Origin of the sequence: Fictibacillus nanhaiensis, assembly GCF_019801215.1 — a bacterium.
Taxonomy (GTDB): Bacteria; Bacillota; Bacilli; order Bacillales; family Fictibacillaceae; genus Fictibacillus; species Fictibacillus nanhaiensis_C.
This window is the reverse complement of the sequence record NZ_JAHVJO010000003.1, coordinates 226,922-250,845: the sequence shown is the minus strand read 5'-3', so window position 1 is coordinate 250,845 and position 23,924 is coordinate 226,922. Positions and strand designations below refer to the sequence as shown.

The 23,924-nt window shown below is 39.0% G+C and carries 32 protein-coding genes; 18 read left to right on the top strand and 14 right to left on the bottom strand.

The window, feature by feature from the left end; translation table 11 throughout:
- Positions 1-4 precede the first annotated feature (4 nt).
- From KUV80_RS14290 to KUV80_RS14280, 3 genes are read right to left on the bottom strand one after another with little or no spacing between them, the layout of a single operon-like run.
- Positions 5-235: a hypothetical protein gene (locus KUV80_RS14290; protein WP_246625231.1), complete on the bottom strand. Its 231-nt coding sequence runs from the start codon at positions 233-235 to the stop codon at positions 5-7.
- Entirely contained in the window at positions 232-552 is a 321-nt protein-coding gene (locus tag KUV80_RS14285) for a YbjQ family protein (RefSeq protein WP_222463411.1), read from the bottom strand. The genes KUV80_RS14290 and KUV80_RS14285 overlap by 4 nt, the downstream gene beginning before the upstream one ends.
- Positions 553-612: 60 nt before the next feature.
- Positions 613-1,956, bottom strand: coding sequence for an FAD-binding oxidoreductase (locus KUV80_RS14280; RefSeq protein WP_222463674.1), 1,344 nt, complete (start codon positions 1,954-1,956; stop codon positions 613-615).
- A 145-nt stretch (positions 1,957-2,101) separates the two neighbouring features.
- Here KUV80_RS14280 and KUV80_RS14275 point away from each other — a divergent pair, with 145 nt between their 5' ends.
- Together KUV80_RS14275 and KUV80_RS14270 are read left to right on the top strand one after the other, a co-directional pair.
- A complete protein-coding gene (locus KUV80_RS14275) occupies positions 2,102-2,638 on the top strand; it encodes a BsuPI-related putative proteinase inhibitor (RefSeq protein WP_222463410.1) in 537 nt (178 codons plus the stop codon).
- Between the two features lie 181 nt (positions 2,639-2,819).
- On the top strand, positions 2,820-4,964 hold the full coding sequence (locus KUV80_RS14270; protein ID WP_222463409.1) for an ATP-dependent Clp protease ATP-binding subunit: 2,145 nt from the start codon (positions 2,820-2,822) through the stop codon (positions 4,962-4,964).
- A gap of 150 nt (positions 4,965-5,114) precedes the next feature.
- Here KUV80_RS14270 and KUV80_RS18910 read toward each other — a convergent pair whose 3' ends face one another.
- Entirely contained in the window at positions 5,115-5,198 is an 84-nt protein-coding gene (locus KUV80_RS18910) for a putative holin-like toxin (RefSeq protein ID WP_425308989.1), read from the bottom strand.
- Between the two features lie 432 nt (positions 5,199-5,630).
- On the opposite strand from KUV80_RS18910, the gene KUV80_RS14260 reads away from it, so the two are divergent.
- On the top strand, positions 5,631-6,260 hold the full coding sequence (locus KUV80_RS14260) for a hypothetical protein (protein WP_222463407.1): 630 nt from the start codon (positions 5,631-5,633) through the stop codon (positions 6,258-6,260).
- Positions 6,261-6,434: 174 nt separating this feature from the next.
- Here KUV80_RS14260 and KUV80_RS14255 read toward each other — a convergent pair whose 3' ends face one another.
- Positions 6,435-6,623 (bottom strand): hypothetical protein, encoded by a 189-nt coding sequence (locus KUV80_RS14255; RefSeq protein ID WP_222463406.1) that lies wholly within the window; start codon positions 6,621-6,623, stop codon positions 6,435-6,437.
- A gap of 205 nt (positions 6,624-6,828) precedes the next feature.
- On the opposite strand from KUV80_RS14255, the gene KUV80_RS14250 reads away from it, so the two are divergent.
- The 3 genes from KUV80_RS14250 (at position 6,829) to KUV80_RS14240 (ending at position 10,121) form a co-directional block, all read left to right on the top strand.
- A complete protein-coding gene (locus tag KUV80_RS14250) occupies positions 6,829-9,231 on the top strand; it encodes a penicillin acylase family protein (RefSeq protein ID WP_222463405.1) in 2,403 nt (800 codons plus the stop codon).
- Between the two features lie 86 nt (positions 9,232-9,317).
- The gene (locus KUV80_RS14245) at positions 9,318-9,584 is read left to right on the top strand and encodes a hypothetical protein (protein WP_222463694.1); all 267 of its coding nucleotides are present in this window, start codon (positions 9,318-9,320) and stop codon (positions 9,582-9,584) included.
- A gap of 198 nt (positions 9,585-9,782) precedes the next feature.
- The gene (locus tag KUV80_RS14240; RefSeq protein ID WP_222463404.1) at positions 9,783-10,121 is read left to right on the top strand and encodes a VOC family protein; all 339 of its coding nucleotides are present in this window, start codon (positions 9,783-9,785) and stop codon (positions 10,119-10,121) included.
- 48 nt (positions 10,122-10,169) lie between these two features.
- Here the strand turns inward: KUV80_RS14240 and KUV80_RS14235 are convergent, their stop codons facing one another.
- Positions 10,170-10,421, bottom strand: coding sequence for a hypothetical protein (locus KUV80_RS14235; RefSeq protein WP_222463403.1), 252 nt, complete (start codon positions 10,419-10,421; stop codon positions 10,170-10,172).
- 189 nt (positions 10,422-10,610) lie between these two features.
- Here KUV80_RS14235 and KUV80_RS14230 point away from each other — a divergent pair, with 189 nt between their 5' ends.
- Complete coding sequence (locus KUV80_RS14230; protein WP_222463402.1) at positions 10,611-10,862, top strand: HPr family phosphocarrier protein; 252 nt, start codon at positions 10,611-10,613, stop codon at positions 10,860-10,862.
- A gap of 63 nt (positions 10,863-10,925) precedes the next feature.
- Here KUV80_RS14230 and KUV80_RS14225 read toward each other — a convergent pair whose 3' ends face one another.
- On the bottom strand, positions 10,926-11,093 hold the full coding sequence (locus tag KUV80_RS14225) for a hypothetical protein (protein ID WP_222463401.1): 168 nt from the start codon (positions 11,091-11,093) through the stop codon (positions 10,926-10,928).
- A 134-nt stretch (positions 11,094-11,227) separates the two neighbouring features.
- Positions 11,228-12,169, bottom strand: coding sequence for a nucleoside hydrolase (locus tag KUV80_RS14220; protein WP_246625230.1), 942 nt, complete (start codon positions 12,167-12,169; stop codon positions 11,228-11,230).
- 191 nt (positions 12,170-12,360) lie between these two features.
- On the opposite strand from KUV80_RS14220, the gene KUV80_RS14215 reads away from it, so the two are divergent.
- Positions 12,361-12,951, top strand: a complete 591-nt coding sequence (locus KUV80_RS14215) for a YitT family protein (protein WP_246625229.1) — start codon at positions 12,361-12,363, stop codon at positions 12,949-12,951.
- 48 nt (positions 12,952-12,999) lie between these two features.
- On the opposite strand, the gene KUV80_RS14210 is transcribed toward KUV80_RS14215, so the two are convergent.
- Positions 13,000-13,173, bottom strand: coding sequence for a YjcZ family sporulation protein (locus KUV80_RS14210; RefSeq protein ID WP_425308885.1), 174 nt, complete (start codon positions 13,171-13,173; stop codon positions 13,000-13,002).
- A 181-nt stretch (positions 13,174-13,354) separates the two neighbouring features.
- Here KUV80_RS14210 and KUV80_RS14205 point away from each other — a divergent pair, with 181 nt between their 5' ends.
- Positions 13,355-13,648, top strand: a complete 294-nt coding sequence (locus KUV80_RS14205; RefSeq protein WP_222463693.1) for a hypothetical protein — start codon at positions 13,355-13,357, stop codon at positions 13,646-13,648.
- Between the two features lie 30 nt (positions 13,649-13,678).
- On the opposite strand, the gene KUV80_RS14200 is transcribed toward KUV80_RS14205, so the two are convergent.
- Positions 13,679-13,930, bottom strand: a complete 252-nt coding sequence (locus KUV80_RS14200) for a DUF2164 domain-containing protein (protein ID WP_222463399.1) — start codon at positions 13,928-13,930, stop codon at positions 13,679-13,681.
- A gap of 237 nt (positions 13,931-14,167) precedes the next feature.
- Here KUV80_RS14200 and KUV80_RS14195 point away from each other — a divergent pair, with 237 nt between their 5' ends.
- The gene (locus KUV80_RS14195; RefSeq protein ID WP_222463398.1) at positions 14,168-14,362 is read left to right on the top strand and encodes an aspartyl-phosphate phosphatase Spo0E family protein; all 195 of its coding nucleotides are present in this window, start codon (positions 14,168-14,170) and stop codon (positions 14,360-14,362) included.
- Here the strand turns inward: KUV80_RS14195 and KUV80_RS14190 are convergent, their stop codons facing one another.
- On the bottom strand, positions 14,363-14,557 hold the full coding sequence (locus tag KUV80_RS14190; protein WP_222463397.1) for a hypothetical protein: 195 nt from the start codon (positions 14,555-14,557) through the stop codon (positions 14,363-14,365).
- 150 nt (positions 14,558-14,707) lie between these two features.
- Here KUV80_RS14190 and KUV80_RS14185 point away from each other — a divergent pair, with 150 nt between their 5' ends.
- The 6 genes from KUV80_RS14185 to KUV80_RS14160 all read left to right on the top strand — a co-directional run bounded on the left by KUV80_RS14185 (position 14,708) and on the right by KUV80_RS14160 (position 19,888).
- On the top strand, positions 14,708-15,544 hold the full coding sequence (locus KUV80_RS14185) for an aldo/keto reductase (protein ID WP_222463396.1): 837 nt from the start codon (positions 14,708-14,710) through the stop codon (positions 15,542-15,544).
- A gap of 302 nt (positions 15,545-15,846) precedes the next feature.
- The gene (locus KUV80_RS14180; protein WP_222463395.1) at positions 15,847-16,794 is read left to right on the top strand and encodes a ring-cleaving dioxygenase; all 948 of its coding nucleotides are present in this window, start codon (positions 15,847-15,849) and stop codon (positions 16,792-16,794) included.
- The gene (locus KUV80_RS14175; protein ID WP_222463394.1) at positions 16,795-17,403 is read left to right on the top strand and encodes an alpha/beta hydrolase; all 609 of its coding nucleotides are present in this window, start codon (positions 16,795-16,797) and stop codon (positions 17,401-17,403) included.
- A gap of 16 nt (positions 17,404-17,419) precedes the next feature.
- Entirely contained in the window at positions 17,420-18,031 is a 612-nt protein-coding gene (locus KUV80_RS14170) for a flavin reductase family protein (protein ID WP_222463393.1), read from the top strand.
- 208 nt (positions 18,032-18,239) lie between these two features.
- On the top strand, positions 18,240-19,262 hold the full coding sequence (locus KUV80_RS14165; RefSeq protein WP_222463392.1) for a fatty acid desaturase: 1,023 nt from the start codon (positions 18,240-18,242) through the stop codon (positions 19,260-19,262).
- Between the two features lie 134 nt (positions 19,263-19,396).
- Entirely contained in the window at positions 19,397-19,888 is a 492-nt protein-coding gene (locus KUV80_RS14160; protein WP_222463391.1) for a hypothetical protein, read from the top strand.
- Between the two features lie 43 nt (positions 19,889-19,931).
- On the opposite strand, the gene KUV80_RS14155 is transcribed toward KUV80_RS14160, so the two are convergent.
- Together KUV80_RS14155 and KUV80_RS14150 are read right to left on the bottom strand one after the other, a co-directional pair.
- A complete protein-coding gene (locus tag KUV80_RS14155) occupies positions 19,932-20,552 on the bottom strand; it encodes a hypothetical protein (protein ID WP_222463390.1) in 621 nt (206 codons plus the stop codon).
- 128 nt (positions 20,553-20,680) lie between these two features.
- Complete coding sequence (locus KUV80_RS14150; RefSeq protein WP_222463389.1) at positions 20,681-20,908, bottom strand: XRE family transcriptional regulator; 228 nt, start codon at positions 20,906-20,908, stop codon at positions 20,681-20,683.
- A gap of 269 nt (positions 20,909-21,177) precedes the next feature.
- Between KUV80_RS14150 and KUV80_RS14145 the strand changes: the two genes are divergently transcribed.
- Positions 21,178-21,624, top strand: a complete 447-nt coding sequence (locus tag KUV80_RS14145) for a MarR family winged helix-turn-helix transcriptional regulator (protein WP_222463388.1) — start codon at positions 21,178-21,180, stop codon at positions 21,622-21,624.
- Positions 21,625-21,794: 170 nt separating this feature from the next.
- On the opposite strand, the gene KUV80_RS18780 is transcribed toward KUV80_RS14145, so the two are convergent.
- On the bottom strand, positions 21,795-21,917 hold the full coding sequence (locus KUV80_RS18780) for a hypothetical protein (protein WP_276516662.1): 123 nt from the start codon (positions 21,915-21,917) through the stop codon (positions 21,795-21,797).
- A gap of 230 nt (positions 21,918-22,147) precedes the next feature.
- On the opposite strand from KUV80_RS18780, the gene KUV80_RS14140 reads away from it, so the two are divergent.
- The gene (locus tag KUV80_RS14140; protein ID WP_222463387.1) at positions 22,148-23,890 is read left to right on the top strand and encodes a carbon starvation CstA family protein; all 1,743 of its coding nucleotides are present in this window, start codon (positions 22,148-22,150) and stop codon (positions 23,888-23,890) included.
- Positions 23,891-23,924 lie beyond the last annotated feature (34 nt).

Genomic DNA, 23,924 nt, shown 5'->3' with positions numbered 1-23,924 from the left:
TGATCTATTCTTCCTTATAAAACCTCTCCCCTGTATCAGGGTTATAATAAACGCGTTCTTTTTTACCCGTGGTGGGGTCGATGGAGATTTCTTCTGTCCAAATATAGCCTGTAGGCACTTTCGTTTCGCTTTTTTTATAGCGTTTGTCGAAATAGGTCCATGAGATAATAAATAATACAACTAAAACAATAAACGAGATTGCTTGCCAGCCGATGAGTATGCTGATAGCTGTCATAGTTTTTCAGCAACCACAGCAGTACCATAAGCAACAATCTCACTCATGTTATTGCCCATTTCACCAGAATCAAAGCGCATCATGATAATGCAGTTAGCACCCATTTCAGAAGCGTTTTTTACCATCCGATCAACCGCTTGTTTACGGGCATCTTCAAGCATTGATGTATATTCTTTTATTTCTCCGCCCATTATTCCACGAAGTCCTGCCATAATGTCGCCGCCGATTCCCCTTGCTCGAACTACAACTCCAAAAGCAGAGCCTTTTACCTCTTTAATTTCATAGCCTTTAATATTTTCAGTTGTGACCACAATCATGACAAAGACCTCCTAATGTTTGACGATTGATACGACCCTAACAAGCCTTTCGTTTCCATACTATAGTATGATTTTACCTGGATTCAAAATACCATTTGGATCTAATTGTTTTTTTATTCCTGCCATAATCGGAAGTGTGTCCGCATGCTCACTCGCCAAATATTTAGCTTTACCTATTCCGATGCCATGTTCTCCTGTACAAGTACCGCCTTTTTTTAGAGCGTACTCAACAATGCTTGCGTTTACGATGTCTGCCTTTTCCTTTTCAGCATCAATTGAGGGGTCGTACATGAGTATGGCATGGAAATTTCCGTCACCCACATGGCCTAAGACAGCGCCAGGTACTCCCAGGGCATCCATTGTTTCTCTTGCATGTACGATTGCACCTGATAGCTCGGATAAAGGGAGGCAAACATCGGTAAACATCATCGACTTACCAGGGTATCCATGCTTAAATGCATAAGCTAAATGGTGTCGTGCTTCCCATAGCTTTGCTCGTGCTTTAGAATCTCGTTCTTCCACCCATTCCAACCCTCCGTAACTTTCAAGCAGTTCTTGAGTTAAGGAAGCCTCATACGTAACACTAGCCGGGTTTCCATGGAACTCCAAGAAAAGAGTAGGCAATTCTGTATAGGAAGTATCGCTATTTTTATTCACTTGAACGATAGAACGTTCATCTACAAGCTCTAACCGGGCGATTCCTGTACCAGAACTTAGTACAGCTGATGCTGCATGAACAGCTGATTGAACCGTAGGGAATGTACACCGTGCAGCTAGCAGTGATTCTGGAATGCCGTACACTTTTAATGTGATTTCAGTAAACACGCCAAGCGTTCCTTCTGAACCTACAAACAGACTCGTCAGGTGGTAGCCTGCTGAGGATTTAGCAGCTAATCCACCAGTTTGAATGATAGTTCCATCTGCTAAAACAACTTGCAGGTTTCTTACTTGATCCCGCATGATCCCGTATTTAACACTTGTTGTTCCACTCGCATTTGTAGCTGCCATTCCGCCGATTGTTGCATCTGCCCCAGGATCAACGGGAAAGAACAATCCGTACTTTTTTAATGCAAGATTCAATTGTGTCCGTGTTACACCAGGTTGTACTTTTACTAAAAAATCATCCGCACGGATCTCCAAGATGTGATTCATTTCTTGAAAATTTAGAGAGATGCCTCCTCTTACGGGGATGCAGTGCCCTTCAAGACTTGACCCTGCCCCAAAAGGTACGACAGGAATTTGATGTTCTGTTGCGAATGACAGTATAGAAGAGATTTCTTCTGCTGAGGAAGGATAAACAACGACATCAGGCAAGACTGGAGTGTGATAAGATTCATCACAGCTATGCTGCTGAAGGATGGTTGTATTTTGAGTAGCCCGTTTTTCGGATGTGCGTTTTTTCATTTCAAGTAATAGATCAGTATGTAAAGTATTCAAGAAATCACGCTCCCATTGATCGTATAGTTCTATTTTACATATTCACCATCAAAAATCCTTTTTTAACATGAAAATCCGCATAAATGCCCAAACTAACAATGAGGTGATAAAAGTGCCAAAACGGATCAAGGTTATACATGTTATACTTTTAACAATATGTATCACGATAGCCATATCGGGCTGTGGGAAGGAAAACAGCTCAAACCAATCCGAGGGGAGAGAAGAACCGGTAATGGGTGACGGGAAACAAGAGGAAGAGAAAAAGCGGCCAGAAGAAGGTCAGAACGGAATAGTGGCAGGCAGTATCGAATCATCGCTGAAAGAACTGGAACCACAGAGTGATAAAGGGATTCTGTTTCGTTATGTACTAAAGAATCAAACAGAAAAAGAAAAAGTTTATCAATTTTCTACAAGCCAAAAGTTTGATTATGTAATCAAGGATAAAAATGGTAAGATCGTTTATCAATATTCAAAGAATCATATGTTCATGCAAGTGTTATCTTCATTGAAGTTAAGGCAGGGAGATACATTTAAGCAGGATATTCTAGTGAAAGATTTAGAACCTGGTACGTATGAATTAGAGGTTTGGCTGACTCCAAAAGGGGAATCAGAAGATCATCGTCAAAAAATTACTTTTAATTGGAACTGATTTAGGGAAGAGATGAGTTAAGAGCTCATCTCTTTTGTTGTTTTTGCAAGGACAAAACAAAATACTTGAAAGTCAAAAAAGGTCAAAGTATAATATGATTAAAGGTGATTGGTCAAAGATAGTCAAAGTCTAACTTTTTCCCATCTCATACCAAAAAAATTCGAAATAGGGGGTTACAATTATGCGTTGTGAACAATGTGAAGTTAATCCTGCTACGATCCAAATGAGTATTTCGATGAATAAAGAAAAGAAACAATTCGTGCTTTGCTCTGATTGTTACCATAAAGTAAAACAAGAGATGAATACTGGAGGAGGAATGAACATGAACTTTTCTTCTTTCGATGATATCTTTCAGCAAATGATGAATGGTCAGGCATTTACTGACAATAACAGTCATCAGGAGCAGCAACAAACTCAAAAAGGAAAACGAGGCGGAGGCTTTTTAGATAAATTCGGCCGTAACTTAACTGACGCGGCTAAAGCAGGGATTATCGATCCGGTTATCGGCAGGGATAAAGAAGTAAGGCGTGTCATTGAGATCTTGAACCGCCGCACAAAAAATAACCCGGTATTAATCGGAGAACCTGGTGTTGGTAAAACGGCTATTGCAGAAGGACTTGCAACACATATTATTGATGGCAATGTTCCCGCAAAATTGTTAAACAAAGAAGTGTACTTGCTCGATGTCGCTTCTCTTGTTGCAGATACTGGTGTAAGAGGCCAATTTGAAGAACGAATGAAACAGCTTATTGCCGAACTGCAAAAACGTAAGAACGTTATCTTGTTCGTAGATGAAGTTCATCAGATCGTTGGAGCCGGATCTGCTGAAGGGTCTATGGATGCAGGAAACATCTTAAAGCCTGCACTTGCTCGTGGTGAACTGCAGATGGTGGGAGCTACAACGCTCAAGGAATACCGTCAGATTGAAAAAGATGCAGCGCTTGAACGACGCTTCCAGCCAATCATTGTAAATGAACCTACTACTGATGAAGCATATGAGATCCTTAAAGGACTTGCTTCTCGCTATGAAGACTTTCATCAAGTTAAATTTACGGAAGAGGCATTGAAAGCGTGTGTTCAATTATCGCATCGCTACATTCAAGATCGTTTCCTTCCGGATAAAGCAATAGATTTAATGGATGAAGCCGGTTCCAAGAGCAATCTTCAGCACATCACGATTGAAAAGTCTTCTGTTGAAGAACGATTAGAACAACTTGTAAAAGAAAAAGAGAAAGCGGCAACTGATGAAAATTACGAGCTTGCAGCAAAACTTCGTCAAGAAGAATTAGTGCTCGAAGAAAAGCTGAAAAACCAGGAAGAGGATAAGAAAGCAGCGATTGTCCAAGTAGAGGACATTCAAAAGATTGTAGAACACAAAACGGGGATACCGGTTCGTAAGCTGCAAAGTGATGAACAATCTAAAATGAAAGAGCTTGCTGCGAAACTTGCTTCGCAAGTCATCGGACAAGATGAGGCAGTTGAGAAAGTTGCTAAAGCGATTCGCAGAAGCCGTGCTGGCTTAAAAGCGAAGAAACGTCCGATAGGATCATTCTTGTTTGTTGGACCAACAGGTGTAGGAAAAACCGAATTAACAAAGACCCTTGCAAAAGAACTTTTCGGTGACGAAGACAGCATGATTCGTTTAGACATGAGTGAATATATGGAGAAACACGCTGTATCTAAATTAATCGGTTCACCTCCAGGATATGTTGGGCATGAAGAAGCTGGACAATTAACAGAACAAATACGTCGCAAACCATACAGCATTTTATTGCTGGATGAGATTGAAAAAGCGCATCCAGATGTACAGCACATGTTCCTTCAAATCATGGAAGATGGAAGATTAACAGATAGCCAAGGACGTACGGTAAGCTTCAAGGATACTGTAATTATTATGACAAGTAATGCGGGTTCTTCTGTAAAACAAACGAAGAAATTAGGCTTCAATACAGAAGACGTTGTGAAAGAAACAAACATTCTTGACTCACTAGGCGGATACTTTAAACCTGAGTTCCTTAACCGATTTGACAGCATCGTACAGTTCCAATCATTGAAAGAAGAACATCTTGTGAAAATCGTTAATCTTATGCTGCAGGAACTTTCAGAGCAGTTACAAGAACAGAACATCAAGATAAACGTTACACCTGCTGCAAAACAAAAATTAGCGAAACTGGGCTATCATCCATCATTCGGAGCACGCCCTCTGCGTCGTATCATCCAAGAGCACATTGAAGACAAGATTGCAGATGTATTATTGGATGAAGAAAATGTAGAAAAACTCACAGTAAATGTAGTTGAAGGGCATATTGTTGTGAAAAAAGCGTAAAACTAAAAAACCTTGCTTGGAGTATCTCCAGCAAGGTTTTTGTTTTACAATGGATAGAAGGGACAGAGTAATACATAAAGCATTTTCACGAAAAAATGAGCCATGCGCCGGCATGGCAGTATGGGTAAGTTAAGAAACTCTCTCTCTTCTTTAGGAGTTGTCTTTGGAGCGGATTATGGTAAGAATAAGCATTGAAAAACCGATCATTAGTGACATTGCTTCAAATACTGTCATCCCCAATCCCTCCTTATCAGATTTAAAAGCAAGACTCGTACTAGAAAAAGAGAAGGAAAAGTATTGTATGTTTTCCATTTTATCCCGAAAAAGGAAATGAAACAAGAATCGTAATTACTATTTCTTAAGATTTCAATTAGGTCAATAGGTTTATTTTACCAATATATTTATTCGGGATTTATTGTTTGTATCTTCAAAGTAACGGAAACTGGTAATAAATACCTACAAAATACACAATATAAAAAGGTGTTCTTTTATGAAACTGGAGACGAAACAAGCATCGTCAGAAGGAAAGTAAAGGTGCCGAGCAAAAAGAGTAGCCATCTTCTAGCCATTATTTTCAATCCCCCTCGTTTGTGTATTTCAATGTATAAAAAAACGGTGAGCTTCATGACAATTATCGAAGAAAAATTTTTGGAGGAGGAATAACGCTTGGATACGTCTTATGTCTGGTATGTTAGCTATGGGTCAAACCTTATGGAGCATCGGTTTTTATGCTACATTTTAGGTGACCAGCCTGAAGGATCTTCTCAACGAGAAAGAGGCTGCAGAAATCCGGCTATGCCTTTAAAAAATGGAAAGACCACCCTGTCATATCCTCTTTATTTTGCAGGAGAGCGTACGAAGTGGGGTAACGGCGGGGTTGCGTTTATCGGACACGAAAAAAACGAAAGATATAAAACGTATGGCCGCAAATACTTAATTACGGTTGAACAATTTTTAGATGTTACAGCTCAAGAAAACAGCTGTGATGAGATTGAAGCAGATCTTGAAGAAGTCATTCAAAAGGGATACATCCATTTTGGCAAGGGATGGTACAGCAGGATGGTTTATCTTGGAGAAGAAGAAGGGTATCCAATGGTAACGTTTACATGTAATCTGGATTTGAATGAACAACAGCTTAATTCTCCTCCGATTGCCTATTTAACAACGATTGCAAAAGGACTGAGTCAGGTTGGGCTTACAAAGGAAGAGGCCGTCACATATTTTGCTAACACGCCTGGAATTTTAGGTAAGATGTCAGAGCAAGAGATAGAGGGTATAATTGGTTCTCTTTTCTAGTGTGTCAAAAGTTTGATATCGCAAGATCAGGATAGAAAAATTTCCGATTAAAGGAATAGATGTAGGGCTACCGTTGTATGACATATGGAACTTCAATTTCAATTCTTGATTGTGAGATAATAAAGTCCCCTATACATAGAGAGGTGCTTCTTATATGAGAAGCACCTCTTTTTTTTATATATTCATCTTAATTTGTGTAATAGAAATAAGTGATGGAGGGCAATTGAATTGTTCTGCAATGATAGTAGTTACTTCTTCATGGAGATTCTTTTTTTCAGGAACTAAGTCAACTATGACAATATTTCCTTGCGTAACTTGCTCCTGGCCATGGCTGAGTTCGAAGTGAACAAGAAATTTAGCCATTTTCATCTCTCCCTTTTAATTTCTGGCATTTGATCTGTTTGTTGATAAATTCGATATTTGTTTTAAAAAAATGTCTGTTTGGGTAGAAAAACAGGCAGATAGTAGGGGGATTAGCATAAATTTGTACGCTTCTGACTTTTGCCACAGGGAATTTGAGAACAATATAGAAGGTTATTAGGTAGATTGTCGGGCGGGAGGGTCAGGAATGGAACGTGCACTTCAAAAAAAGAATACCAGAAAAAGAGTAACGTGGAAAAGGAGTTTGATCATTGTAGTGGTTGGTCTTGTTGTTATGTTGACAGCTGCAGCAGGGACTGCCTATTTTTTATTGCAAAAAAGCTTGCCGCAAGTAAATGGTACAGTTGCTTTAAAAGGTTTGAACGGGAGGGTAGATGTATTTAGAGACCAAAACGGTGTCCCCCATATAAAGGCCGAAACGATGAAGGATCTGTTTATGGCTCAAGGATATGTTACCGCACAGGACCGTATGTTTCAGATGGACTTAAGCCGAAGACAGGCATCAGGGATGCTGAGTGAAGTGATTGGTGAAAAAACACTGAAGCGCGATCGTTTTTTCCGAACTCTTGGTTTACGAAGAGCGGCCGAAGCTTCCTATCATGAATATTCGTCTGAATCTAAACAATATCTAGAGTGGTATGCTGATGGTGTGAACGCCTATATTTCTAAGGCGAAAAAAGAGAATACATTACCTATCGAATTTTTACTAGTCGGATACAAACCCGAACCATGGACGCCTGTAGATTCTCTTGTTATTGGAAAGTATATGGCGTTTGATCTAGGAGGACATTGGGAAGGTCAAGCATTTCGTTATTACTTAATGGAAAAATTCCAGAAAGAAAAAGCGCTTGATCTTTTTCCGGGTTATCCGGCAGATGCTCCAGCGATTTTAGAAGACTTGAAACAGAGCGGGCTTGATTTTGAAAAAAGCTTTGCTGATGCAGTGATCCCAAACTTTGAGAATGGAAGCAACAACTGGGTTGTATCTGGAAGTAAAACAAAGTCAGGGAAACCGATGCTGGCAAATGACCCTCATCTGCAGCTGGGTACGCCCTCTATCTGGTATCAAACTCATTTGACAGGGCCAGATTATGAAGTAAGCGGAGTGATTTTTGCCGGGATACCTGGGATTATTGTCGGCCACAATGATTCTATTGCTTGGGGAGTCACGAATGTTGGACCTGATGTGCAAGAATTGTATGCAGAAAAGAGAAATCCTAATAATCCCTATGAATTTCAGTATTTAGCAAATTGGGAAAAGGCAGACGTTATAAACGAAGTTATTAAAGTGAAAGACAAGCCTAACGTAGAACATGAAGTAGTGATTACAAGGCACGGACCGATTATTTCTGAATTTGCTCATCACGATCAACCAGGTACAGCATTGGCTTTAAGATGGACTGCGCTCCAACCTTCAAGAGAATTGGAAGCTGTTATTCAGATGAATCGATCCAAAAACTGGGAGGAATTTGAAAAAGCGCTGGAATCCTTTCACACTCCTGCACAAAATTTTGTGTTTGCAAGTACAGATGGAACAATCGCCTATAAAGCGAATGGGTTAATTCCTATTCGGAACAAGGAATATACGTCATTACCTGTTCCCGGATGGACAGATGAATATGAATGGAAAGGCTACATTCCGTGGGGAGAATTGCCTATCACGGTAAATCCGGATAAAGGCTTTATTGCAACAGCTAATAATAAAGTGACAACGGACAGTTATCCGTACCACATAACTGATACGTTCGCTCAGCCTTACAGACAAAAAAGAATCGTTGAAGTCCTCTCTGGCAATCAGAAACTATCCGTTAATGATATGCAAGCTTTGCAGTTTGATCAAACGAACAAACAAGCTGAAGAGATGCTTCCCATTCTTTTAGAGCAGGTGATGAACGATCCACTAAACGAAGGGCAAAAAGAGATTATATCGGTTTTGAGGAAGTGGAACAAAAAAGACAGCAAAGATAGTGCAGCTCCTCTCATTTTTCATAAATGGATGGAAGCATTTAGTGATGTGTTGTTCAAGGATGAGATAAGTGATGACATGATGAAGATGTTTGACGGACGTGAGCAAGTAGTAGATGAATTAATCCGAAGTGCATATGCGAAGGACCCTGGACCTTGGATGAAGCAGCACGGAGGTCTAAAAAAAGTTACGAATCAAGCATTTTCTAACATGATAGATGAACTTTCTGATCAATATGGAAAAGACATTTCTGATTGGCAGTGGGGGAACTTCCACCAATTAACGTTTGAGCATCCATTGTCGGCTATTCAGCCACTAAATCTGCTATTTAATCCGAAGACGGAGAAAATGGGTGGAAGCAGAGTTACAGTTGGTGTAGCAGGCTGGAACAGAGAGACCGGAAACGTTACACATGGTGGTGCTTGGAGAATGGTTATTGATATGGAGGACACGACAAAAGCGTATCACGTTGTAGGACCTGGACAATCTGGACATGTAATGAGCCCATGGTATGACGATCAAACAACTGATTGGGCAACAGGCAAGTATCATGTTACAGAGCTTTATACAAAAGATAACAAGAATCGTAAACATCTTGTGTTAAAGCCGTCTGAAGAAAAATAATAGAATAAGGACACATGTCTCTGTCAAAATAAAAGATTGGACATATGGTGTAGAGAAAGGCAAAAACAAGCAAGGAGGTTTGCCCTTTGTCTTACCACATGTATCATCTGTGTCGCCGCTATGTTGGCAGAAGTGTTCTTATCACTTGCGATTGCGGTACAAGGTATCACGGTATCCTTAAGCATGTAGACAATGAAAAGGCATATATTTTGCCATATAGTTCGGAAGTTGATGAGAGTGGCCGCTTTATTGTACCTGCTCTTGTTGGTTTAACACTTGGGACGATCGTAGGTTTTGCAATAGCACCGAAACCATATCCCATTTATCCACCATACCCTCCATACCCTTATTAATGTAGAAGAGACTGATTGAAGAGAACACGTAAAGTGATCTTTTTTTGTCAGTCTCTTGCTTTTTTACTGAATTTTTCAGGAGAAGAACAGCAGGAAATCATACATAAAATATGGAAGTTACGTATACATAATAAGAACGAAAGAGAATACACTCAACGTGTTTTCATTTTTTACGAGGCAAACAAAGGGGGTTCTTTAATGAAGCTAGCATTTTTGTTTCACCCAGTAAAAGATTTGCTGAAATCTCAACAATATTATGAGGGACTTGGCATGAAAGAGGCTTGGAGAGAAGGAAATCAAGTACTTGGACTATCCATGCCTGATTGTGATGTACAGCTGATGATTGAGGAAGATGAACTCGAACTTGGTCCAGGCGGTGTGTTTGTTGTTGACAGTGTAGATCAATTTTATGAAGACAATCAATCCAAGCTGAACTTTGTGAAAACTCCTTGTACGATACCACCCGGAAGGTATGCCATTTATCAAGACGAAACCGGAAATACGATTCGAATCTTTGATAGTTCAAATAAGGATTAAACTAAAAAAACGCGAGGAATTATGACTCATTCCTGGCGTTTTCATTATTTAGTGAAACATGTCTGGATTTTCATTTAAAGCAGGATCATTCAGATCACCTATGAAGTTTACAAGGCTCTCTCCCTCATAAAAATAAGGTGCTGTATCCTCAAGCCAGCTCTGATACTCTTGAAAGTCTTGTTCGAAATTTCCAGAAAAGAAGCGATGTGCCACTTCATTTGTTAGTGTGTCAATAATCACGATTCCCCGATAACTCTGCCGATCTGGTTCGTCATAATCACAAGCTATGTAATATGCCATTCTAAAATGTCTCCTTTTTTAAGTACTATTCCTAATGTTGCAATATAGTGCTTTTTTCATACCATTATTTTTTCATCCCTATCATAAATTAAGAAGATAAGCCATAAAGAATGACACAGGGTATATACGATCTTTCCATTTATTTGTACAGATTATTATGACTCGGTTTGAAAAGAGGGAAAAGATTAGATGAAAACGTATTTTATGGTATCAGAACGCATAAAGCCTACTTGGATTTATGAAATGGTAAACAAAGCGAATGAATACGAACATTGCCAAATTTTTTTAGAATGCAATACATTGAAACTCAATGCAAAAAGCCATTTAAGTATGAGTCTGCTTAATGGGATGCATGGAATTTGCTGTGTATCGGCACAAGGCGAAAATAGCCGAAATGCCATTGAGGCTTTGAGAAGTTTAGGAACGGGGCTTTTACCGTAATCTGAGTTGCAAAATAACTAGGCACACAGAGAAAAAGCAGTCGTGATTGACTGCTTTTTTTTGTTATTTGTTTTCTTTTTTGTTTCTTATACTATTAGGCTTTCGCTCAGATTGGACGAGTTTTTGGAGCAGAACATCTTGTACAGCAGATCGTGCTTGATCAGCTTCCTTGTGTTGTTGCCTTGCTTTTTGTTCAATCGCTCGAATATCACTTGAATTCTGAATGCTCAAAGAATGGTCCACCTTTCTGCTTTTTTCACATAAATGTGTTATTTCTGCAAGAAGAGATGAACAGGGCCCTATTCCTCTAGTAAGAAGAAATTATAATAAACATATGCAGTTGCTTAGATGAATATGTCACTCTCTCAATAATGATTAAGCAAAGTGGTGGTAAAGTCTTCAACAAAAGCCTTGTAATTGAACTTTAAAATAATATCTTGAAATTTTATGTTGGGTTGAATAACAGGCTTTGCCCGAAAGTCCGCAATAGACAATCCTTTAGAAGCATTGTCATTGACGACATTTACTTGCTTCGTTACTTTTTGTACGCTCTTAGGGTTCATTAAAGCCCAAAGTGTAAAAACATCATGAAGAGGCGTGCCTTCAATTCCAGGTATCAGTTTTTGATAGGCTTGAAAATAGTAATCAAATATCGGTTTTATTAATGCTCCAAAAGGGGGCTGCATGTTAGTGGCGATGAAATCGATTGTTTTTGGTTTGATGATAGCATAATTCGTAACATTCAGTGGTGCGATTGTCACATGGTTGCCTCTAGCTAAAACGATGTTGGTAGATACCGGATCTCCATGAAAGTTCGCTTCGGCAACGGGTGTAACATTGCCAGGAACTAAAAAAGCTCCTCCCATGATGTGAATTTCTTTTACTTTTTCCATGGATTTATCGTCAAGCGTAAATGCGGTAGCCAAGGAAGAATTGCGTCCTACATCGACTATGGTTACATCGGGATACTTGTCTATAATTTTATAAATGTCATCAAACGCATTTAAGTCTTTAGCAAAAGATTCTGGTGGCTGAATAGGTCCTAAGCCATCCTCTCCATGTATTTCTGGGTAAAAGATACCTGACTCTCCAACGACTGATCGTATAGCGCCTCCAATGACTGGAATGTCTTTTCTATTTGCAAGATCAAGTAAATAATACGTATTTTTAGCAGTCTGTTCACGCGTAACATTTCCATATCCTGCAACGATGCCGACGAGGTTAATGTTTGGATGCAACAATGCATAAATGATAGCTAGCGTGTCATCAATTCCCGGATCTCCAAAAAAAAGAATGTTTTTTTTCATCATGCACAGCCTTCTTTTTCCTCATTTTTTTTATCTTATGAAGACGAAAGGGCAAGAGAGCTTATCTACAAAAATTGTTGAAGGTTTTAATGCAAATGTTTTATTTAGTTGAAAAAAAACTTGCATTCTATTGGGATGGGTCTAAAATGGATGAAGAATAGGATGAATCAGGAAAAAGTAGGGATTTTAATTTGTATAAGGTAGTTTGGTTTACAATTGGGGCATTCTTACAAGGCATTGCAATGGCTGTTTTTTTATTTCCACATTCCATACCTTCGGGCGGGGTTGCTGGCATCGCAATTTTAAACGATTTTTTCTTTAAGATCCCTTTAGCTCTGACATTATGGATCATTAATTTTGGACTGCTCTTGTTAGCAATTAAAAAACTAGGCAGGCTAACAGCACTATGGACGATCTATTGTGTGGCCGTTACATCAATCACCATCGATTGGCTCACTGCCATCGTGAACGGACCAGCAAATGCCCTTTTTTTTGATGTCATATATGGGGCTGTTCTCTTTGGGATAGGAGTAGGAATTCTGTTTCGCTTTGGTGCATCTTCAGGCGGAATGGACATCTTGGCATTAATCATCGCAAAATGGACTGGGAAAAAACCAGGACGTGTATTATTTTGGATTAACAGCTGCATTTTGCTTATTACAGCTATTACGATCGGATTTGAAATCATCTTGTATGCTTTAATTTGCCAATGGCTTGCAACGAGGGTCATAGAACTCGTTCGTACGGTTCAACTACAGAAAAAAACAAAACAGTATATGTAAAAAAAGAGTGTGGTTAAAAAACCTCACTCTTTTTTAATGATGACAAAGTTAGCAGTCTTTGCCTTTGTGCGCCCATGTAGTACCAACGATTATGAGAAGGATAAATAGAACAACGATGATCGCAAAACTCTTACCATAACCTCCGCCACCACAATATCCGTACCCGCCACCATACATTGGGGCATTTGCCATTGATGCATTTACTGGTGAATTTGCATACATTCTAAAACTCCTCCTTACGATTTGTACTTCGACTTCGATACATTATATGTGTTAGGTAAAGAGCGTGTATGGACAAATGCTTAGTTTTTATAGAATTAGGCTTAATGTAATATTTGAAAAGAAAATGTGATGTTATCATCAGAAGAATTTGGGGTAACTTTAAGCAAAGGAGGCGTTATTCATGCAAACTGCAAGCCAAATAAGAACAACAAACAAGTTATTTAAAACACAATCTTGGGCGCTTATCGGGATTGGTACAGGTGCATTGGTCTGGCTCTCTTTTAAACCAAACCGAATTAAAACGAAAATGAAAATTAAGGATTTTAAACGCAGAGTCCGCCCGCATCACATTGAGCGTACCCAGCTGCCGATTAATAAAGCAGGGCATCCAGACCCGATGGATGTGGATGATAACAAGATGGTAGAAGAAGGAGCCATGTACTCTGTCAATTACTATAATGACAAGAAACAATAAAAGGATGGGGAGCTGAGCCCCCATCCTTTTTTATGCTCTATTATTTTGATGAGGACGCTTTAATGTGTACAGATCTTCTTCTAAATTTTCCATTCTTGATTGAAGTGCTTTTATTGAATCTTCAATTCCTTCGTTATAGAAATAAGAAGCCGTTTCATTCGTAATAAAATCAAGAAATTGTTCTGCAGCTAGATTTCCAATTTCCTCACCACGTTCTTTTAGGAAAAAGAGTTGGATTCTGGAGATTAATTCTTCTTTTGTTTCTTTTGTAAATCTTCTCATCTACTAAAACCACCTTTCTCTTCATCTGTCTTCCTTTATTGAAACATAAAATGAAAAGAAGCGACATGAAAATGAAGACAAAAAAAGGGAGGAAAGTATTAAAATAAGGGACTGATTATAGGTCTTTATGACGATAGACTATGTAAAAATTTGTCCGAATTTGTAACATTACTTCTTCTTTTGCAGAATCTATTTTCAAGAAACCAAAAAGAAGTCATAATAGTCGAGAGGTACAAAATGACAAAAGAGGAGCCGATTTTCGTGGAGAAAAAAGAATGGAATAACTCTCTTCTCATGGAATGTATAAAAGAAAAAAAAGAAAAGCTGGTCGAAGTAGCAGACCGTAGCGGTTTAACCAGCAATGAAACGGTAAAATGCAGTCAAGAATTAGATGTACTGCTAAATGTCTATCAAAGACAAGCTTCTTTTTAATTATCGTTTATTGAAGATGAGTTCATCTGTTAGTTGATCAATGCGAAGTAAGATGGCTTTTTTTGTTACTAAAGGATAGTTGCAATGAAACTCAGAAAGAAGTTCGCGGATTTCCTGAATAAGGGTAAATTCTTGGTCATGTATAGGCTTAGATGATTCGGGCTTGGCTTTAAATTGAATCAGGTTGTCCTTCACACTAACACCCCATTTTCATAATGTGTTGGATACTACTTCCATAGAAGGATTTAAATCCCTTCTAAAAGTCGAAATGTTTCCTTTCTACAGCAGAATATGACAATATATTTTAGAGTAATACAAGTTTGTAGCATAGGAGGCAATAAAAAAATGACAGCTATTAAAACCTTACAAGATACGACTGTGCTCCAAAATGGTGTGAAAATGCCATGGTTTGGCCTAGGGGTTTTTAAGGTAGAAGAAGGACAAGAAGTCATCGATTCTGTAAAATGGGCAATCGAAGCTGGTTATAAAAGCATTGATACAGCAGCCATCTACAAAAACGAAGAAGGTGTTGGACAGGCTATAAAGGAATCGGGAGTACCCCGTGAAGAATTGTTCATCACGACGAAAGTATGGAATAAAAATCAAGGATATGAGACGACACTTGCTGCCTTTGAAGAAAGTATGGAAAAGTTAGGGCTTGACTATCTTGATCTGTATTTGATCCACTGGCCAGTAAAAGGCAAATATAAAGAAACTTGGCGAGCACTAGAAACGTTATATAAGGATGGAAAAGTAAAAGCGATCGGAGTTTCCAACTTTAACATTCACCACTTAGAAGACATTTTGGCTGATTGCGAGATTAAACCAATGGTTAATCAAGTAGAATACCATCCTCGTCTTGCTCAAAAAGAATTGCTTAGCTTCTGTAAAGAAAACCAAATCCAACTGGAGGCATGGAGCCCATTGATGCAAGGTGAACTGCTTAACGAACCGGCTTTAGTAGAATTGGCTGAGAAACACGGAAAATCTGTTGCTCAGATTATTCTTCGCTGGGATCTTCAAAACGGTGTCGTGACGATTCCTAAGTCTGTTAAACAGCACCGTATTGTTGAAAATGCAGATATCTTTGGTTTTGAGTTATCACAAGAAGATATGCAAAAGATCGATGGATTAAACGAAGATCGCCGCATCGGTCCAGATCCAGATAACTTCGATTTTTAAAAGGGGTCTGACCCCAAACAAATACAAAAACTTCTTTTTTGTCCACGTGGAATATACATTTCACGTGGACTTTTTAATGCATTGCCACATACATCGAACCTTTCACGTTCCTGCTGTTTTCATCTTTTTATTAGGGGTATAGGCTAAGAGTGTTGTCAATCGTACATAGTAAATAAGGTTATGAAGATAATTACCACATTACCACGTTAAAATAAAATATAGTTACTTGACAAAAGTAAGTATAAAATCATATACTCGATGTACAGAACATCATTACATTAACTCGAAAGGGCGTTTTATACATGACCATGCAAACTGATGGAATCCATCACATTACAGCTATTGTAGGAAATCCGCAGGAGAATGTGGACTTCTATGCAGGCATACTCGGCTTACGGCTTGTAAAGAAGACGGTGAACTTTGATGATCCTGGAACGTATCACCTGTATTTCGGAGATGGAGGAGGAAAGCCGGGAACCATTATGACATTTTTTCCTTGGCCCGATGCTTATCGAGGACGGGTTGGTTCAGGCCAAGTGGGAACGACAACATTCGTTGTGCCAGAGAAAGCACTTCCGTTTTGGGAAGAAAGGCTCTTAAAGTACAATGTAGAATATAAGAAAACAATCAGGTTTCAAGAGGAATACTTAGAGTTTTTAGATCCACACGGTCTTCAGTTGGAGATAGTTGCAAGAAATGAAGGAGAAGATAGTGGGTGGTCTTTTGGAGAAGTAACCCCTGAACACGCAATTAAAGGTTTTGGCGGAGCTGTGTTGTTATCTGCCTCACCTCATCAAACATCAAAGGTATTAACACAAGTGATGGGACTAAAAGAGATCGGCCAAGATGGAGACTATCTCCGCTTTCAAGCAAATAGTGATCTTGGAAATTTGATTGACATCAAACTATCACCTGAAGTAAGAGGTGTAAGCGGGGTTGGAACCGTCCATCATATCGCGTGGCGTGCGAAAAGTTATGAGGATCATGAAAAGTGGCAAGAACATGTAAAAGTAAATGATTTTCCAGTCACTGAAATCATCGATCGCCAGTATTTTAATGCCATCTATTTTCGAGAAGAAGGTCAGATTCTTTTTGAGATAGCAACGGACCCTCCTGGATTTACAAGAGATGAAACAGAAGATGAGTTAGGAAAAAGTCTTTTGCTGCCGCCGTGGTTAGAACCACACCGCGAACAAATACAAAGTCATCTTTTACCGGCAGAGGTTAGAATATTGGAGGAGGACAAATAAATGATTCACATTTTTAAACAAGGAACAGATGAAAAGAAGCCTGTATTGCTCCTACTTCATGGTACAGGAGGAAACGAAGAAGATTTATTAACCCTTGCAGAGATGATTTCTCCCGATTCTTCAGTCCTCAGCGTTCGCGGGAATGTGTTAGAAAACGGAATGCCCCGTTTTTTTCGACGACTATCTGAGGGCGTGTTTGACGAAGAAGATTTAATTCTCCGCACGAAAGAACTATATGATTTTATGGATGAATCAGCTGAAAAATACGCATTTGACCGTCAAAACATTGTGGCTGTAGGGTATTCAAATGGAGCAAACATCGCAGGGAGTCTCCTATTTCATTACGAAAACTCATTAAAAGGAGCAATTCTTCATCACCCTATGGTGCCAAGACGCGGCATCGAACTGCCTACTATCACGCAATTGCCAGTATTTATCGGTGCTGGTAAAAACGATCCGATCTGTTCTCCAGAGGAAACAGAAGAACTTGCAAAAATACTTACAGAAGCTGGAGCCTCTGTTCATATAAAGTGGGACCATATGGGACATCAGCTTTCACGTGCAGAAGTAGAAGATGCAGCAGAGTGGTTTAACAAAAATTTTAGCTAAAGAAGGTGGGATGTACATGAAATCCATTGATCCGGCAGCATTATCGGTAAAAGAAAACTATAAGGTTTTGACAGGCAGCATTATTCCAAGACCGATTGCGTTTGTAACCACCTTGTCCACTGAAGGTGTCTTAAACGCTGCTCCTTTCAGCTATTTCAATGCCTTAACATCTGATCCGCCTTTGATTGCCATATCGATTGGCAGAAAAGATGGAGTGAAAAAAGACACCTCACGAAATGCAGAAGCTCTTGGAGAATTTGTAGTTCATATCCCTGACGAAACGTACATTGAAGCTGTAAACATGACAGCTGCTAACCTTGGACCAGAAGAAAGCGAAGTGGAGCTTGCACAATTAACACCAGTTCATTCCGTAAAAGTGAAAGTTCCTGGTATTGCTGAAGCGAAGATTCGAATGGAATGTGTCGTGGAAGAGATCAAACCGCTTGGAGGCACGAAGGAGAAACCGGCCACAGATTTACTCATAGGCAGAGTCGTACACTATCATATTAAAGATGAGCTGTATCATGAAGGCAGGATTGATGCGGAAAAACTACGACCTGTTGGCAGACTGGCAGGAACAAACTATGCCAAAATCGGGGAAACCTTCTCATTAGAACGGCCAGAATAGGTTTAGAACCTTTCTCTTTTATAGAGGGAGTTAATAAGCAGAAATAAGGAGTCTCTTCCTACTAAGGGACTCTTTTTTCATTTTTACTTGTAATTATGAATAAAATATGTCCAAGTGATGTAATAATTACATAGTTCGTCAAATTTAAGTAGAAATGTTGTTTATAATTTGTGGTAGAATGTAAAAGATGAAGAAGGAGACTGATCGCATGACTGAAAATTTGAAGTATGACATTCGTGAGTGGAAGAAAAAATTAGCGCCATTTGAACGTCCGCGTATATCTGCAAGTGTATGGCAGTTAATTAACTCAGTAGGTCCCTTTGTAATTTTATGGGTATTGGCTTATTTGAGTTTGAATATATCGTTCTGGTTAACATTATTATGTGCGGTTCCAGCAGCTGGATTTTTAGTCCGGACCTTTATTATTTTTCATGACTGCACACACTACTCGTTTTTTAAGAGCCGCAGGGCAAACGAAATTGTAGGAATGGTTACAGGATTATTCACATTTTGTTCCTATGAGCAGTGGAAGAATAGCCATGCAACACATCATGCAACCAACGGCAACCTGGAGAAACGTGGTGTTGGCGATGTTTGGACGATGACCTTACAAGAATATGCTGATGCTACTTGGCTGAAACGATTACAGTATCGTGTCTATCGAAATCCTGTTGTACTGTTCTTAATCGGACCGCTGTATATCTTTTTAATTGATTACCGCTTCAACGCGAAAAATGCATCTAAAAAAGAAAAAGTACATGTGTGGATAACAAATGTTGTATTAATAGCAATCGTGTTAGGCATCGGCTTTTCAATTGGATGGAAAGCATTCCTCTTAGTAGAATTGCCAATCTTTTATCTCGCTACTTTCTCTGGAGTTTGGCTGTTTTATGTTCAGCATCAATTTGAAGATGGTTACTTTGAACATAATGAAAAGTGGAACTATGTAGAAGCCGCTTTAAAAGGGAGTTCATTTTACAAACTTCCGAAAGTGCTGCAATGGTTCACAGGCAATATTGGATTCCATCACGTGCACCATCTTAATTCTCGTGTACCGAATTATCATCTTGAAAAAGCTCACAAAAGTGACCCAAGACTTCAAGATGTACCAACACTTACTTTGCTTACGAGCTTAAAATCCTTAACGTTTAAGCTATGGGATGAGCAGTCAAAAAAATTTATCGGCAACCGAGATATTCGTAACTTTATTCGTAAAAACAAAACCGCATAAAAATGGTAGGAGAGTTTCCTTGGAATCGTCTTTAGACGGCTACAAAGAGGCTCTTTTTTAGTAAAGTGCCAATCGCCCACATACTTACATATGATACTCACATACCTACTCACAATAGGAAAAGGGGGATGCAGATGAGGTTAAATGTTCAGTATATTCCTTTAAACAAAATTAAGCCCAATCTGTCTAATAATATTACAGAACACGTGAAGAAACTTCATACGATCATGTGGGACTGTATGCATATTATGGTGGTAAAAAAGGGGAATGATGGGAACTTTACGATTGTAAGTGGAAACGATCGGCTGCAATACCTTAAAAAGCATACGAAAAATAAGTACGCCCCTTGTATAATTGATGAAAGGAAATGGATGACAGAACTGAAGTGCTGTTTCCGTCGAGTGTTCAATCTCCATACATCCTCCGAAAATAAAAATGCTAGACTACGCCATCTAAGTCCTAAAAGCATTGCAATCGTTCGAGCATTTTTAAAAGAGGAACCACATTTTAAAAACTTATCTTTTACCCAAAAAGTAAAAGTCTTATATCTGGCATTTCGGTATAAAAAAACAGTGATCCAATCCATGAAAATGATGGTAAGTAATCTTCAAAAAAATAAAAACTGATTAACTTGCCCAAATCAGTTTTTATCTCTGTAATTAGATTTTATTATGTGGGACCAAGCTTGAATATTCTCAGTGAGGCACTGTTGATAGGCTGATTGGCTACGTTATTAAATGGAGGATATTGAATTGTTGCATTTAAATTAACAGTAGTCTGTGTGCTGGTAGCAGGGATTAACAAACGAAGTTCTAGCGTATCTCCAGCTGCTAAAGAAAGTATGGAGACGGAACTAACAATATTGAATTGCTGATCAGAAAAGGCAGCTGAACCTGATCGCGTTGAATCCTGAAGTGTCCCGTTTACAAAAATACCAAAGGCCGCGTGTTGTTGACCAGGTATTGGAAGGAAGACCGTTTCCCATAAGACCGAATAGTCTCCTGCAACAGGTACTGTAAGAGATGTAGCCGTTGCAGTTATTCCGCCAAAAATCACCGACTGTGGCTGATTAAACTGATTAAATCTTACCCTTTCATTCGTACCACGAACGAGAACTTGATTTGCGTTATCAAAAATATTGGCATAAACAGGGGAAAAAGTACCAGGAGGTCCAGGAGGTCCAGGGGGGCCAGGGCATTTTTCGATTTTTTTAAGTTTCTCGTCAATGAGACATAACAACTTACGTATTTCTTGTTGAATCAGATGCTTTATCGTTTGAAGAATCGACATAAAATACCTCCCTTAAAGAATGTGTCAGGATATTTTATGTACAGAGATTGTCCATAGTACGAGTAAAAATAATAACAGACGCTGTGCAAAAAAAAGCATGTACGTTAGTATAAATTAACGTACATGCTTTAGTTCATATCCCATAAATCACTAACTTTTGTGGTAGGATCCACTCGCTTTACTACATATAAGATTTTTCGAATCGTCATCATCCTAGGGCATTTATTAGGATTTGTTGCTAATTCTTCGATTATTTTTCCTTCAATACCAGATGCTGAAGTTAACCAGTCAGTATCTCTATTATGAGTTTCAAGCCAAAGACCTAGCTTGCTGCGTTTCTGTTCTACTTTATTCATATTCGATGATACCCCCAAGTCAATTTCGTTTCTCTATACTTCTTGGTTACCCGTAAGCAAAAAATTAAAACCTTTTGTCATACATTTTCATACATCTTTTGTACTAAAAGGGAAAAAGACTCTTTTAGGATGTGTTTATATTTGAGAATTGAGCAGTAAATGAATAGTTCTATCTTCCTAAACGGTAATTTGCCGGTTTATTGATTAGGAATGTTAATAATTGCATCTTGCAAGATAAGCATATAAGGTAATAAAAAGGCGGTGTTCATATGGAAGATGTAAGAAACTTATTTCACGTTTTGAACAGAAGGTTTAGTCTTTTACAGAAAAATGGTTTCCGTGAAGAAGGAATAGACATATCACTGATACATAGTCATATTCTTTTTGAAATTGATAAACACACACAACCTTCCATGCAGCAGCTCGCTGATTTACTCGGTATTGATATCACAACATTCAGCCGGCAGATTCAAACCCTCGTAAAAGCCAATCTTGTTAAAAAGCGTGCAAAGCAAGAAGATAAAAGGGTTTATGTTTTGTCACTCACGCAAAAAGGAAAGCAAACAGCAGATCAAATTGATACGATAATAAATACCCATTTGGAAAGGGTCTTTTTGAAATTAAATGATTTTGAAAAAGATACAATCATCCATTCTCTAAAAATAGTAACAAAAGCAATGGGCGAAGTAAGAAATGGCAATATGATAAAGGGGTGAAAGGCCCCTTTTAAAAACGCAACGATTTGTATTTTGCAAGTAAATGAGTGTTCACAATAGGAACGTCTTCTCTAAGTAAATAAGAAAGAGTACCTGAAAAAGATCAGATACTCTGTTATAAAATGAGATGATTAAGTATATTTCCGCTAAACACTCTATCTATCTGATCGCTACATTTTTTCTTTCCTAACTGAAAGAAGAAAGTGAACGAGCAGTTGTTGCAATTGTGGGTCCTCGATGTTCTTCTTGGTGAAATGACGTTTTACTAGATTTCGGATTATCACTTCACTCATTTTCCCATTTCCCCCTCTCTGTGTTTTCTCCATAATTCTTCGACAATCGATAAAATCCTCTAAAATGTCGAAACAATAGTACTCGCTCCCTAAATTTTTTATGGTGATTCTCTATAGAAAGACTTTTGATTTATTCAGTCACTATAAAAATTCAGAATATATTGACTAGTATGAACGCTTTCAATTATGATTTAGATGTAGTATCAGGTCATAAGAAGGGGGTTTTTAAAATGAATTCCATATGGTTAGCCATTATTGGAATGTTGATGTTTACGTTCGGGTACAAGTATTATTCAAAGTTTGTAGCTGAAAAAATTTACAAATTGGATCCGAATTATGTAACACCTGCTCATAAGTACAATGACGGAGTGGATTTTGTACCAACTAACAAATTTGTACTTTGGGGTCATCATTTTTCTTCAGTAGCAGGGGCGTCACCGATTGTTGGACCGGCTATTGCTTTGTATTGGGGATGGCTGCCTGCCTTTTTATGGGTTATTTTCGGCACTGTTTTTGCAGCCGGTATTCACGACTTTGGAACGCTTGTTTTATCCGCACGACATAAAGGCCAGTCGGTTGGATCGATTACAAGTACGATTATCGGAAAACGTGCGAAAGTTATGTTCTTATTTATTATTCTTATTTTGATGTTAATGGTAAACGCTGTGTTTGCATGGGTAATCTCGAACTTGTTTATAAAATTCCCAGCGAGCGTTTTGCCTATCTTTATCGAAATCCCGCTTGCTGTGTGGATTGGATATGCGGTATATAAGCGTAAAAAAGAAATGCTTATTCCGTCCATTATTGCACTAGTCATCATGTATGGTTCTGCCATTCTATCAAGCAAGATACCAGCTCTTCAAATTGACGTTGTTAAATATTTTGGAGGAGCAGAAGCCGCAGGACTTTTTGGTTTAGGTGCAGTGGGCTCGGCATTCTTAGTCTGGATTATTATCTTGATGGTGTATTGTTATATTTCATCCGTTCTTCCTGTTTGGAAACTACTTCAACCCCGTGATTATATCAACTCCCATCAACTGGTGGTAGGATTGTTGATGCTGTATCTAGGACTTGTTTTCCTTCAGCCGAAGATCACGGCTCCAGCTGTAAACGCAGCTGCAGGGGATGTTCCATGGTTCCCGTTACTGTTTATCACGATTGCTTGTGGTGCGATTTCAGGATTTCACGGTCTCGTATCGTCAGGAACCACTTCGAAGCAGCTAGATAAAGAAACAGATGCGCGTTTTGTCGGATATGCAGGTGCAGTTGGAGAAGGAACGTTGGCATTGATTGCGATTATAGCGGTATCTACCGTGTTTGCGACACAAGGAGACTTTTTAGCTACATATAATAGTTTTGCCGCAGCTGGAGCAGGCGGACTCGGCGCGTTTATTGGCGGAGCAGCTCAACTGGCGACAGGTATCTGGATTCCGGCTGATATCGCAGCTACAATCGTCGCAGTCATTATCGTTAGTTTTGCCGCTACATCCCTTGATACTTCGTTTCGATTAATGCGCTATATTATTTCTGAGCTTGGAGTAGAATACAAGATTCCATCACTTGAAAAGAAGCACGTTGCGACTTCGATTGCAGCAGTTTCTTCAACGGCACTTGTTATCTTGCCTCAAGGTCCTAATGGTTTTGGCTCTGGCGGATATTTGTTATGGCCACTGTTTGGGACGAGCAACCAGCTGTTAGCAGGAATCAGTTTGCTTCTTATTACAATTTGGCTAAAACGACTTGGCCGCAATTACATCGTTACACTCGTTCCAATGCTTTTCGTGTTCTTTATGACACTGTGGGCAATGATTCAGCAAGTGGTCTTCACCTGGTCAGGAATGGGAGATAATGATGCAAACATGCTGCTCTTTATTTTCGGAAGTTTAATCTTAGGTTTTACGCTTTGGATTCTTTTAGAAGCGCTTGCTACATTTAGGAAAAAAACGGTTGAACCGTTAACGACAGATATGTAAAACAGAGGTAGAGGCTAGGTAAGCTAGTCTCTAC